This window comes from Ollibium composti (assembly GCF_004801285.1).
GTDB classification, from domain to species: Bacteria; Pseudomonadota; Alphaproteobacteria; order Rhizobiales; family Rhizobiaceae; genus Mesorhizobium; species Mesorhizobium composti.
This window is the reverse complement of record NZ_SSNY01000001.1, coordinates 143,707-154,646: the sequence shown is the minus strand read 5'-3', so window position 1 is coordinate 154,646 and position 10,940 is coordinate 143,707. Positions and strand designations below refer to the sequence as shown.

Genomic DNA, 10,940 nt, shown 5'->3' with positions numbered 1-10,940 from the left:
GGAAAGCGGATTCCGCCTTCGGTCCGATGCTCTGGTTGCGGCACTCTACCTGCATCGCCGTGTCGATAAAGAGGCAAATGGCCATGCCGGCGATGCGCCGCGCCGTGGCCTACCTCGTTTGGCTAAACTACCGCCGACAGGGGCGATCGTGGTACAATTTCCGGTCGGGATCATGTCCCGGCGAGAACCCAGGGAGGGTCAGATGGCGTCCGCGAACTGGAGACTGGAAGGTGAGTGGATAAAGAACTGCAATTGCGCTTTCGGTTGCCCCTGTGACTTCAATGCAAGGCCGACCCAAGGCTATTGCCAGGGCCTTGTGGCGATGCATATCACGAAAGGCCACTTCAACGAGACGAAACTGGACGGATTGTGCTTCGCCGTGACCGTTCATTTCCCCGGCGCCCTGCATGAAGGCAACGGACAGGCGCAGCCCATTCTCGACGAGCGCGCGAGTCCGCAGCAGCGCGAGGCGCTGGGTGCGATCCTGTCCGGCGAGAATTCGGACGAAGGCACGCTTTTCAACATCTTCAGCCTGATCGTCACCACGATGCACGATCCCGTCGTGGCGCCGTTCGAATTCCGCTTCGACAAGAAGGGCCGCACCGCGCACCTCGTCATTCCCGGTGTGTTGGAAACCGACGTCGAGCCGATCAGGAACCCGGTGACAGGCGCACCGCACAGCATCCAGGTGGTCATGCCCGAAGGCTTCGAGCACAGGGGTGCGGAGGTCGCGTCCGCCGACATCCGCAGCCTCGGCGCGATCAAGTTCCAGACCAAGGCGACGCACAGCTCGCTCGCCCATGTCGTCCAGACGCCGCAAGGCGTGGCGGCCTGACGGTCCAGGCCGATGAGCCTGCTAGCCAATCTGCACCGGCATGACCGGTCGATCGTCGTTGCTCTCCTGCTCGGCGTGACGCTGGTCTGCTGGCTTTATCTTCTGGTCGGGGTCGAGATGCCGATGCCCGAAATGGCCGGCATGGCGATGCCGATGGCAACGCCCGGCTGGACCGTCGGCCACTTTTTCCTGATGCTCGTCATGTGGTCGGCGATGATGGCGGCGATGATGCTGCCGAGCGCGGTGCCGATGCTATTGTTCTACGATGCCGTCGCGCAGAAGCGCGGCGGCCCCGCCATCGGCCTGACCCTGCTGTTCGCGCTCGGCTATCTCGTGGTCTGGTTTTGCTTCAGCCTCGGTGCCGTCATCCTGCAATACGCCCTCGACCAGGCCACGTTGCTGTCGCCGTCGATACGCACCACCAGCGCCGTGCTTGCGGGCATCATCCTGATCGCCGCAGGCCTCTATCAATGGACCCCGCTGAAACAGGCATGCCTGCGCCGCTGCCGCTCGCCGCTGGATTTCGTCATGACCGAGTGGCGCAGCGGCAGTCGCGGCGCCCTGTCAATGGGCCTTCGCCACGGCGTATTCTGCCTCGGCTGCTGCTGGATGCTGATGCTGCTGCTGTTTGTCGGCGGGGTGATGAATTTCGCCTGGATTGCCGGCATCGCCCTCTTCATCCTGGTCGAAAAGCTGGTCCCGGCCGGCCATTGGGTCGGCAAGGCCGCCGGCCTGGTCCTGATCGGCTGGGGCGGCTGGGTGCTTGCTTCCCTCACCCCGATGACCTGAGCGCCGAACGATTAGATCGTTTCATCGTTTCATGGAAACCGTGAAACGATCTATCTCATTGTTTTAGCCGCATTTGTGCGACGCCAGACGATTCCGTCTGGCTGCAAAATGCTCAGGCCGGCAGCGTCTTTCCCGGATTGAGGATGCCGAGCGGGTCGAGCGCCTGCTTGATCTGTCGCATGACATCGACGCCGTGGCCATGCTCGGCACGCATAAAGCCGGCCTTGCCCTGGCCGATGCCGTGCTCGCCGGTGCAGGTGCCGTCCATGCGGATAGCGCGCTCGTTGAGCCGGGCCACGAACGTCTCCACCTTGGCGATCTCCGCCGGATCGTCGGGGTCCATCAGGCACAGCGTGTGGAAATTGCCGTCGCCCGCATGGCCGACGATCGGCGCGATCAGGCCCATTTCCGCGATGTCGGCCTCCGTCTCGGCCACGCATTCGGCCAGCCGCGAGATCGGCACGCACACGTCCGTCGAAAGTCCCTTGGCGCCGGGGCGCAGCGTCAGCGAAGCCCAGTAGGCGTCGTGGCGCGCTTTCCAGAGCTTGCTGCGCTCCTCCGCCACGCTGGTCCACAGGAACGGCCCGCCGCCGTTCTCCTCGGCGATCATGCCGAAGGTCTCAGCCTGTTCGGCCACGCCCGCGTCCGAGCCGTGGAACTCGACGAAAAGGCACGGGCTCTCGGGAAAATCGAGCTTGGAATAGGTCTTCATCGCCCGCATCTGCAGGGCGTTGACCAGTTCGATGCGCGCCACCGGGATACCCATCTGGATGGTGGCGATCACCGCCTGCGAGGCAGCCTCCAGCGTCGGGAACGGGCAGACCCCGCCCGAGATCGCCTGCGGGATGCCCTGCAGGCGCAGCGTCAGCGCGGTGATGATGCCGAGCGTGCCTTCGGACCCGACGATCAGGCGCGTGAGATCGTAGCCGGCAGCGCTTTTCTTCGCCCGCTTGCCGGTCGTCACCGCCTCGCCGTCGGCCATTACCGCGGTCAGCGACAGCACCGCCTCGCGCATCGTGCCGTAGCGCACCGCGTTGGTGCCGGAAGCCCGCGTCGCCGCCATGCCACCGAGCGAGGCGTTGGCGCCCGGATCGATGGGAAAAAAGAGGCCGGTGTCGCGCAGATACGTGTTCAGCTCCTCGCGCGTCACGCCCGGCTCCACCGTGCAGTCGAGGTCTTCGGCATTGACGGCAAGGATGCGGTTCATGCGGCTGGTATCGACCGAGATGCCGCCGCCCGGCGCGTTGACATGGCCTTCCAGCGAGGACCCGACGCCGAAGGCGATCACCGGCACGCGATGCGCCGCACAGGCGCGCACGATCTCCTGCACCTCCGCCGTCGATTCGGGAAAGGCGACGCCGTCCGGCGGCTGGGTGGGAAGATAGGTGGTGGTGTGGGCGTGCTGCTCGCGGATCGCCTGCCCGGTCTGGAAGCGCTCGCCAAAGCGCTGCTTGAGGATGCCGAGCACGGCGGCGATGCCTTCCTCGTTGCGTTCCACCGGCCGAAGGTCGCTCAGCGCCATTGATTCCTCCGCGAATGGGCCAGCGTGGCCCTTGTCGCCGTCCTATAGCTGGGTAGTCTCACCGGCCGCACCTGTCCAGCAAGACCTGAAAGGTATCCATGTCCATACCCGCGCCCTTCCTGTCCAGCCCCATGACGATCGAGAAGGACTGGATCGACTATAACGGCCACCTCAACATGGCCTACTACAACGTGCTGTTCGACCGCTGCTCGGACGAGGCGTTCGAGGCGATGGGGCTCGGGCCGAATTATGCGAAGGAGCGGCGGCTGACCATCTACACGGCGGAAGTGCATGTCTGCTACGTGCAGGAAATCCATCTCGACCATCGCTTGTCGGTGTCCTTCCAGCTCATCGACCATGACGACAAGCGGCTGCGCTTCTACCAGGAGATCCGCCATGCCGAGGAAGGCTGGCTGGCCGCCACCTCCGAGCAGCTTGCGCTGCATGTCGACATGGCCGGACCCAAGGTCGCCCCCTTCCCGCCCGATATCCTCGCCAGGGTCGAGGCGATGCGCACCGCTCATGCCGGCCTGCCGATGCCCGAGCGCGCCGGCCGCGCCATCGGCATTCGCCGCAAGAGTAGCTGATAAGCCGCACCGTTAACCTTAATTGCCCGTAAACGGGCAAAGCCTGTGGGTTGGCCCAATTGGCAGGTTGATCGAATCGGCGCTTGCCTGAAAAACGGATGAGGGCTGCGGCGCTTAAACGATTGGCAGGGCAAGCGAGCCGGTTTGGAATGACCACGCGGATCGACATCGAGGCGACATCGGACAGGCTGGCGGCCGACGAGCGCATCAGCGACTACGAGTTCTGGCGTTCGCTGAAGAACCTCAACAACGAGATTTTCGAGATCGCCAACAGCAATGAGCCCATCCCCTTCGAGATGGTCCGCTGGCGCGCCATCCTCAAGCAGGCCCGCTCCAAGCGCGGCCGCGTTTAGACGGCGGCCGGCGCCGAAAACGATTCAGAAAACGTAGGACAGCGTCGACGCGACCGCCATGATCGCCGCGACGCCGACCAGCACGGCATAGGTCCGCGGCAGGTCGAACAGCATCATGTGCCCGGCGATCCAGGCCGCGAAGCCGGACCCGAGCGCGAACAGGAAGCCGTTGCGGTCGCCGACAACCAGGTTCGCAGCCATCAGCCCGCCGACGATGAGCGCGCCGAAAACGATGATGACGGCAATGGCTGCCTTGTCGAAATTGTCGTCCATTCTTCAATCCCTGCGGTCCGCATCGATGTACGCACCATCCCGTCCCCGGATGTCGAGGCCGTCCGGCGCGCCGCCCGACAGACTTAATCCCTCACGCTGGACGGGCAAGGCCAAACCGGGGATGTGAACGACAAGATTCTCGCAAGTGTGGATTTCGGGAAACGCTTCCGCCCGGAATCCCGCCTTGCCATCCTACTCCTCCCGCAGGGCCGCCGCCAGCGGCGAGCGCGGCTTGACCGGCGAGGACTGGATGATGGCCGTGTTGGTCATGGCGAAGCGAATGATGCGGTCGATCACCTGTTCCAGTTCGGCCATCGAGGCCACATGCACCAGCGCGATGAAGCAATCCTCGCCGGTGACGCGATCGCATTGGGCGATATGCGGCAGGGCGCGGATGATGTCGGCGACGCGGACCAATTCGCCCGGAACCGGCCGGATGCGCAGCCAGGCCGACAGCGGCAGGCCGAGCGCCTTGGCATCGAGGCGCGTTTCATAGGCCTGGATCACGCCGTTCTCCTGCAGGCGGCGCAGGCGCTCGGCCACGCTCGGCGCCGAAAGCCCGACGAAGCGCGCCAGCTCGGCGATAGTGGCGCGGGCATCCCCTTCGAGCCGACGCAGCAGCCTGACGTCCGTGGCGTCCAGGTCGCTGTTTTCATTTCGCAGGAAAGACAAGATAAAAGCCTTTCTTAAGATGGAAAATAGCCGACTTCATCAGGGAAAATCCATCCAACGCGAGTAGCGAGCCTGCGATACTGCGCCGATGGAAAAAACCGCGCAAGCCCCGGCGCCATCGCCACAGGGCGCCCTCCCCATCGTGGCGGCCGCCGCCATCCCGCCGCATGCCTGGTTCGCCGTCAGCGCCGTGTTCCACTATCTCGGGCCGGCTTTCGCGGTGCTGTTGTTCGACCAGGTGGGTGTGCTCGGCATGGCGTGGCTGCGCATCGCCACGGCGGCTCTGGTCTTTGCGCCGCTCGCCCGCCCGTGGCGCATCTTCGCGCGCGCCGACCGGCAGACCCTTCACCTGCTTCTCGCCTTCGGCGCCTGCCTGGCGGTGATGAACTGCAGCTTCTACCTGGCGCTCGAACGCCTGCCCATTTCGCTCGTCGCGGCCATCGAGTTCGTCGGCACTGTCGCCGTCGCGCTGGCGGGCCTGCGGAGCCTCCGCAACCTCGCCTCCCTCGGCATGGCCGTCGCCGGCGCGCTGCTCCTGATCGACGTCCGCTGGTCGAGCGATCCCGTGGGCCTTGCCTGGGCGTTCCTGAACGGGGCGTTTTTCGTCGCCTATGTCGTGATCGGCCATCGTGTGTCGCGCACAACAGCCGGCGGCATCGCCGGTCTCGGCGCGGCCATGGCCGTCGCCTTCGCGGTGGTGCTGCCGATCGGCCTGCGCGATGCGCTGCCGGCCTTCGGCTCGCCGCAACTGCTGTTGGCCGCCGCCGGCGTCGGCATCTGCTCCTCGGTCATCCCCTACATCTGCGACCAGTTCGCGATGAGCCGCCTGCCCCGCGCCAGCTTCGCGCTGATGCTGTCGCTGTTGCCGCTGACGGCCACGCTGATCGGCGCACTGGTGCTGCGGCAGATTCCGGGCGTCTGCGACCTCGCCGGCATCGCGCTGGTAATGGCGGGCGTCGCCCTCCATCGCTCGGCGAACCGTTGACCGGCCCCGAAAGTCAGCGCATTCAAGGCGCTCTCGGCATTTCCGGACTCTTTCTCTCAAGGCTGGCCGCCCTGTTCAGGCGAGCTTCTCCTTCAGGAAAGCGATGGTGCGCCCCCAGGCAAGATCGGCGGCCGCCTTGTCGTAGCGGGCGGCGGAGGTGTCGTTGTTGAAGGCATGGTTGACGCCGTCATAGACGTAGACCGTGTATTGTTTGTGGTTCGCGTCCAGCGCCTTCCTGTAGGCCTCGATGCCGGCATTGATGCGCTCGTCCAATCCCGCATAGTGCAAGAGCAGCGGCGCGTGGATCTTCGCAATCGCCGCCTCGTCCTTCGGCTGGGCGCCGTAATAGGCGACCCCGGCGTCGAGGTCGGCCGCGTTGACGGCCAGCATGTTGACCTGCCCGCCGCCCCAGCAGAAGCCGATCGCGCCGACCTTGCCGTTGCCGCCCTCGATCGTCTTCAGGTAGGCGACGGTGGCGACGCCGTCGGCGATCGGCTGGGCCGGATCGAGCCCGGAGATCATCTCGCGCGCCTTGTCTTCGTTCGCCGGCGTGCCGCCTTCGGAAGACAGGAGGTCCGGCGCCAGGGCGATGAAACCTTCCAGCGCCACCCGCCGGGCCACGTCGCGGATGTGCTCGTTGAGGCCGCGGTTCTCGTGGATGACGATGACCGCGCCGAGCTTGCCGGAGCTTTCTGCCGGACGCACCAGATAGCCCTTTATCTCGCCCTTGCCGCCCTTGAAGGTGGCGTCCTCGCCCTTGATGCGCTTGTCGTCAGCCGCCACCTGGGCCGCACTGGCGGAATTGGCCGCCAGCAGCGGCGCGATCGCGGCGGCGGCGGCGCCCGAGCCGGCAAGCCTGGTCAGCCTGTCCATGAAGCCGCGCCGGTCGAGCGTCAGGTGGGTGTATTCGTCATAGGCGTCGATCATCGCCTGGGTGATCAGCGGCTTGTCCATGCGCATCCTCCTTCGCCAAAGGAGGAAGGATAGGCGCCGGGCGCCGCCCTTCCAATCACGACGAAGTGAATGGCGTCGCCGCCGTTGCAGGCCGACGTTCAAGCCATGCTATAAGCCCGCGATCAGGGCGTTCGGCCGGCTGCGCCAGAGAGGAACGATCATGGACGTGCAGGACATCATCTACACCATCTCCAACAAGGTCGACATCGACCCGACGACCATGGAGAAGGTGGTCGGAACCATCCTGTCCGTGCTCCAGCACGAAATGGAGGGCACCAGCGCCGAAGCGCTGTTCGACAAGCTGCCCGGCTCGCTGCAATTGGCTGAGAAATACGACGTCATGGCCGCGGGCGCCACTTCCGGCGGTGGCGGCGGCGGCCTGCTCGGCTCGCTCACCTCGGCGCTCGGCGGCGCGCTGGGCGAGAAGACAGGCGCGCTGGTCAACGGCTTTTCGCAGCTCCAGGCATCCGGCCTGTCGCTCGACGAAATCCAGAAGGCCGGCATGGAACTCATCGAGCAGGCGAGGAAAGCCGCCGGCCCCAAGGCGGTCGACCAGGCGCTGGCGCAGGTGCCGAGCCTGAAGAGCCAGTTGGGACTGTAGCGGCGAAGAATCTGTCCGTAGGGCGAGACAAGGCTTTCGACCCGAAGCGGACCCCAGAGAAAGGGCGAAGAATTGCCCTTGACTTAGAGTGTGCTCTAAGAAGTAGTCCTCTTGCATCGTGATGAGAAGCAGGTGCGATGAAGATTGGCGAGCTGGCGAGGCGTTCGGGTTTGTCGACCCATACGATCCGCTATTACGAGCAGATCGGGCTGCTGCCCTATGCCGATCGCAATCAATCCAGGCACCGCGACTACGATGCATCGATCCTCGTCTGGATCGAGTTTCTCGACCGACTGAAGACGACCGGAATGCCGATCCGTGACATGCTGCGCTATGCGGCCTTGCGCGCAGAGGGAGCCGGTACGGAAGCGGCGCGTCGGGAATTGTTGGTAGCCCACCGCGAGCACGTACGCGCTCACGTGGCCGAACTCAACGCCTGCCTTCTCGTCCTCGATGCCAAGATCGACGGCTATGTCGATACCGAGAAGAGGACCGAGATATATGACGCAGCATTCCATCGACACCAACGAGAGCCGGCTGGAGCGCGGAAAGCGCGCGCTGGCTGAAATCGACGGCCAGGCGGGGCAGAACGTGATTGCCGCGCTGGCCGATATCGCCCCCGACTTCGCGACCTATGTGTTCGAATTTCCGTTTGGCGACATCTACACCCGGGCGGGCCTCGGCCTGCGCGAGCGGGAGATCGCGACGATCGCGGCGCTGGCGGCATTGGGCAACGCGACACCGCAACTCAAGGTCCATATCGAGGCCGGCCTGAATGTCGGGCTCGACGAGAAGGAAGTCGTCGAAATCCTCATCCAGATGGCAGTCTATGCCGGCTTTCCTGCCGCGCTGAACGGCCTGTTTGCCGCGAAGGAAGTGTTCCAGGCCCGCAAATCCGCCGCGTAGCTTCGGGCCTCTATGGGAAGCCGCGCCGGGACCTGTTTCCACCCCGGCGTGGCGCGCTTCAGGCGTCCCCTACTTCCCTAGCGTCCACGCCATCACGTAGTCGCCGGCCTTGGTGCCGACCGAGCCGTGGCCGCCGGCGACGATCAGCACGAACTGCCGCCCGTCCTGCGTCGTATAGGTCATCGGCGTCGCCTGCCCGCCCGCCGGCAGCCGCGCCCGCCACAGCTGCCGGCCTGTGGTCAGGTCGTAGGCGCGCAGGTAGTCGTCGACGGCCGCGCCCAGGAAGACGACGCCGCCGGCCGTGATCATCGGCCCGCCGATGCCGGGCACGCCGACCTTGAAGGGCAGCGGCAGCGGCGTCATGTCCATCACCGTGCCGTTGCGGTGCTTGTAGACGACCTTGCCGGTCTTCAAATCAGCCCCTGCGACATAGCCCCATGGCGGGGCCTGGCAAGGAATGCCGAGCGGCGACAGGAACGGCCCCATGATGACCGCGTAGGGAGCGCCCTCGTTGCGGTTCAGCCCCTGCTCCGAGCCGCGCCCCTCGTCGTCCGGTGGCGGCACCTGGTCGCGCGGGACCAGCTGCGACTTGAAGGCGAGATAGGTCGGCATGCCGAACATGACCTGGCGCACCGGATCGACCGCCACGCCGCCCCAGTTGAAGGTGCCGAAATTGCCGGGATAGACCAGCGTGCCCTGCAAGGAAGGCGGCGTGTAGCGGCCCTCGTAGCGCAGTCCGCGGAACTCGATGCGGCAGGCGAGCTGGTCGAACATGGTGATGCCCCACATGTTCGCGCCCGTCAGCGGTTTCGGGTTGAAGGAGAGCGCCGATTCCGGTTGCGTCGGCGCGGCGTGATCCTCCGGGATCGTCCCGCCCGGCGCGGGCACTTCCTTCACCGGCACGATCGGCTCGCCGGTCTCACGGTTCAGCACGTAAATGTCGCCCTGCTTGGTCGGCCCGACCAGCGCCGGCACCACGCCACTGTCGGTGGTGATATCGACCAGCGACGGCTGCGCCGGCACATCCATGTCCCATAGGTCGTGGTGCACCGTCTGGCGCACCCAGCGCAGCTTGCCGGTGTTCAAATCCAGCGCGACGATGGAGGAGGAAAACTTCTCGACATTCTCGCTGCGGCCCATGCCGAGTTGGTCCGGCGTCTGGTTGCCGAGTGGGATGTAGACCAGCCCGAGCTTCTCGTCGGCGCTCGCCGTCGACCACATGTTGGGCGAGTTGTGGGTGTATTCCTGCCCCGCCGGCAGCGGCGCCGTCTCGTCCGGATTGCCGGAATCCCAGTTCCAGACAAGCTGGCCCGTCTCGACGTTGAAGGCGCGAATGACACCGGACGGCTCCTGCGTTGAATAGTTGTCGTTGACCGCGCCGCCGACGATGATCTTGCCGCCGGCGATCAGCGGCGCCGAGGTCGAATAGTAATAGCCCGCCTTCGGATAGGGCATGTTGGCCATCAGGTTCAGCGTGCCGTTCTCCGCGAAGCTTTCGCACACCTGCCCGTTCGCGGCATCCAGCGCGATCAGCCGCGCATCCGAGGTCGGCAGATAGACGCGCTCGGCGCAGGGCTGGCCGGCGGCGACCTTGGCGTCATGGTAATAGGCGACGCCGCGACAGGTCTGGTGCTGGCGCGCCGCCTCCATGCCGACCTTGGCGTCGAAGCGCCACTTCTCCTTGCCCGTGGCGGCGTCGAGCGCGATGGCCAGGTTGTGCGGCGTGCAGAGGTAAAGCGTGTCGCCCACCTTCAGCGGCGTCACCTGATAGGTCGTCTCCGTCACGTCGTCGGGCCGGCGCAGGTCTCCGGTGCGGTAGGTCCATGCCGGCTCCAGCTTGGCGACATTGTCCACGGTGATCTGGTTCAGCGGCGAATAGCGCTGGCCGAACTGGGTGCGGCCGTAGAAATGCCATTCGCCGGGCGGTGCGTCACCGCCGAGGTTCGGCGCTTCAGCCACCTTCTCGACCGGCAGCGAACCGGCAAGGTCGTAGGGATCGTCCGACATCGAATAGCCGGCCACGGCGATGGAGGCGAGCACGGCGAAGATCAGCGGCGCGCGGCCGTCGCGGCCGGTGAGCCTGCCGCGCACCCACGGCGTCAAAAGCCATAGGCCGACCAGCACGATGACGCCGCCGCGCGGCCCGAGCGACCACCAGTCGAAACCCGCTTCCCAGATCGCCCAGACGATGGTGGCGATGATGATGCCGGCATAGAGCCAGAGCGCCGTCGTGCTGCGCCGCCACACCAGAAACGCGGTGACGAGGAAGGCGAGGCCGGCGATCAGATAGTACCAGCTTCCGCCCAGCGCGATCAGCCAGCCGCCGCCGATGCCGAGATAAAGTCCGATGAGAGCGAGGATGAGGGTGGTGAAGAGGATGGCCAAGACAAGCCTCCTTTGCTGCGGATGCGGCGGTGCGGATGGGCTATCAATGCCCGCCCGCTGTTTCCGTTCCTGTCCGGC

The 10,940-nt window shown here is 65.6% G+C and carries 13 protein-coding genes; 8 read left to right on the top strand and 5 right to left on the bottom strand.

All coding sequences use genetic code 11. The features are described 5' to 3' along the window. Window positions 1–172 precede the first annotated feature (172 nt). Together E6C48_RS00690 and E6C48_RS00685 are read left to right on the top strand one after the other, a co-directional pair. Entirely contained in the window at window positions 173–835 is a 663-nt protein-coding gene (locus E6C48_RS00690; protein WP_330998551.1) for a DUF1326 domain-containing protein, read from the top strand. A 12-nt stretch (window positions 836–847) separates the two neighbouring features. Continuing rightward, the gene (locus E6C48_RS00685) at window positions 848–1,624 is read left to right on the top strand and encodes a DUF2182 domain-containing protein (RefSeq protein WP_136352963.1); all 777 of its coding nucleotides are present in this window, start codon (window positions 848–850) and stop codon (window positions 1,622–1,624) included. A 112-nt stretch (window positions 1,625–1,736) separates the two neighbouring features. On the opposite strand, the gene E6C48_RS00680 is transcribed toward E6C48_RS00685, so the two are convergent. Beyond that, a complete protein-coding gene (locus tag E6C48_RS00680) occupies window positions 1,737–3,146 on the bottom strand; it encodes an FAD-binding oxidoreductase (protein ID WP_136352961.1) in 1,410 nt (469 codons plus the stop codon). A 98-nt stretch (window positions 3,147–3,244) separates the two neighbouring features. Here E6C48_RS00680 and E6C48_RS00675 point away from each other — a divergent pair, with 98 nt between their 5' ends. Together E6C48_RS00675 and E6C48_RS00670 are read left to right on the top strand one after the other, a co-directional pair. Beyond that, on the top strand, window positions 3,245–3,733 hold the full coding sequence (locus tag E6C48_RS00675) for a thioesterase family protein (RefSeq protein ID WP_136352959.1): 489 nt from the start codon (window positions 3,245–3,247) through the stop codon (window positions 3,731–3,733). Window positions 3,734–3,882: 149 nt separating this feature from the next. Further along, on the top strand, window positions 3,883–4,086 hold the full coding sequence (locus E6C48_RS00670) for a hypothetical protein (protein WP_136352957.1): 204 nt from the start codon (window positions 3,883–3,885) through the stop codon (window positions 4,084–4,086). 24 nt (window positions 4,087–4,110) lie between these two features. On the opposite strand, the gene E6C48_RS00665 is transcribed toward E6C48_RS00670, so the two are convergent. Continuing rightward, entirely contained in the window at window positions 4,111–4,359 is a 249-nt protein-coding gene (locus tag E6C48_RS00665) for a hypothetical protein (RefSeq protein ID WP_136352955.1), read from the bottom strand. Between the two features lie 192 nt (window positions 4,360–4,551). Further along, window positions 4,552–5,031: an Lrp/AsnC family transcriptional regulator gene (locus E6C48_RS00660; protein ID WP_136352953.1), complete on the bottom strand. Its 480-nt coding sequence runs from the start codon at window positions 5,029–5,031 to the stop codon at window positions 4,552–4,554. 88 nt (window positions 5,032–5,119) lie between these two features. Here E6C48_RS00660 and E6C48_RS00655 point away from each other — a divergent pair, with 88 nt between their 5' ends. Then, complete coding sequence (locus tag E6C48_RS00655; RefSeq protein ID WP_136352951.1) at window positions 5,120–6,016, top strand: EamA family transporter; 897 nt, start codon at window positions 5,120–5,122, stop codon at window positions 6,014–6,016. A gap of 75 nt (window positions 6,017–6,091) precedes the next feature. Here the strand turns inward: E6C48_RS00655 and E6C48_RS00650 are convergent, their stop codons facing one another. Then, complete coding sequence (locus E6C48_RS00650; protein WP_136352949.1) at window positions 6,092–6,970, bottom strand: dienelactone hydrolase family protein; 879 nt, start codon at window positions 6,968–6,970, stop codon at window positions 6,092–6,094. 160 nt (window positions 6,971–7,130) lie between these two features. Between E6C48_RS00650 and E6C48_RS00645 the strand changes: the two genes are divergently transcribed. The 3 genes from E6C48_RS00645 to E6C48_RS00635 all read left to right on the top strand — a co-directional run bounded on the left by E6C48_RS00645 (window position 7,131) and on the right by E6C48_RS00635 (window position 8,477). After that, window positions 7,131–7,571, top strand: coding sequence for a hypothetical protein (locus E6C48_RS00645; RefSeq protein ID WP_136352947.1), 441 nt, complete (start codon window positions 7,131–7,133; stop codon window positions 7,569–7,571). A gap of 137 nt (window positions 7,572–7,708) precedes the next feature. After that, on the top strand, window positions 7,709–8,137 hold the full coding sequence (locus E6C48_RS00640; RefSeq protein WP_136352945.1) for a MerR family transcriptional regulator: 429 nt from the start codon (window positions 7,709–7,711) through the stop codon (window positions 8,135–8,137). Continuing rightward, entirely contained in the window at window positions 8,073–8,477 is a 405-nt protein-coding gene (locus E6C48_RS00635; protein WP_136352943.1) for a carboxymuconolactone decarboxylase family protein, read from the top strand. The genes E6C48_RS00640 and E6C48_RS00635 overlap by 65 nt, the downstream gene beginning before the upstream one ends. A 69-nt stretch (window positions 8,478–8,546) precedes the next feature. Here E6C48_RS00635 and E6C48_RS00630 read toward each other — a convergent pair whose 3' ends face one another. Further along, a complete protein-coding gene (locus tag E6C48_RS00630; protein WP_136352941.1) occupies window positions 8,547–10,862 on the bottom strand; it encodes a glucose/quinate/shikimate family membrane-bound PQQ-dependent dehydrogenase in 2,316 nt (771 codons plus the stop codon). Between the last annotated feature and the right edge of the window lie 78 nt (window positions 10,863–10,940).

What these genes read in the sequence shown, in the direction of transcription:
- E6C48_RS00690 (WP_330998551.1), top strand. Translation starts at nt 173, where the DNA reads ATGTCCCGGCGAGAACCCAGGGAGGGTCAGATGGCGTCCGCGAACTGG.
- E6C48_RS00685 (WP_136352963.1), top strand. Translation starts at nt 848, where the DNA reads ATGAGCCTGCTAGCCAATCTGCACCGGCATGACCGGTCGATCGTCGTT.
- E6C48_RS00680 (WP_136352961.1), bottom strand. Translation starts at nt 3,146, where the DNA reads ATGGCGCTGAGCGACCTTCGGCCGGTGGAACGCAACGAGGAAGGCATC.
- E6C48_RS00675 (WP_136352959.1), top strand. Translation starts at nt 3,245, where the DNA reads ATGTCCATACCCGCGCCCTTCCTGTCCAGCCCCATGACGATCGAGAAG.
- E6C48_RS00670 (WP_136352957.1), top strand. Translation starts at nt 3,883, where the DNA reads ATGACCACGCGGATCGACATCGAGGCGACATCGGACAGGCTGGCGGCC.
- E6C48_RS00665 (WP_136352955.1), bottom strand. Translation starts at nt 4,359, where the DNA reads ATGGACGACAATTTCGACAAGGCAGCCATTGCCGTCATCATCGTTTTC.
- E6C48_RS00655 (WP_136352951.1), top strand. Translation starts at nt 5,120, where the DNA reads ATGGAAAAAACCGCGCAAGCCCCGGCGCCATCGCCACAGGGCGCCCTC.
- E6C48_RS00650 (WP_136352949.1), bottom strand. Translation starts at nt 6,970, where the DNA reads ATGGACAAGCCGCTGATCACCCAGGCGATGATCGACGCCTATGACGAA.
- E6C48_RS00645 (WP_136352947.1), top strand. Translation starts at nt 7,131, where the DNA reads ATGGACGTGCAGGACATCATCTACACCATCTCCAACAAGGTCGACATC.
- E6C48_RS00640 (WP_136352945.1), top strand. Translation starts at nt 7,709, where the DNA reads ATGAAGATTGGCGAGCTGGCGAGGCGTTCGGGTTTGTCGACCCATACG.
- E6C48_RS00635 (WP_136352943.1), top strand. Translation starts at nt 8,073, where the DNA reads ATGACGCAGCATTCCATCGACACCAACGAGAGCCGGCTGGAGCGCGGA.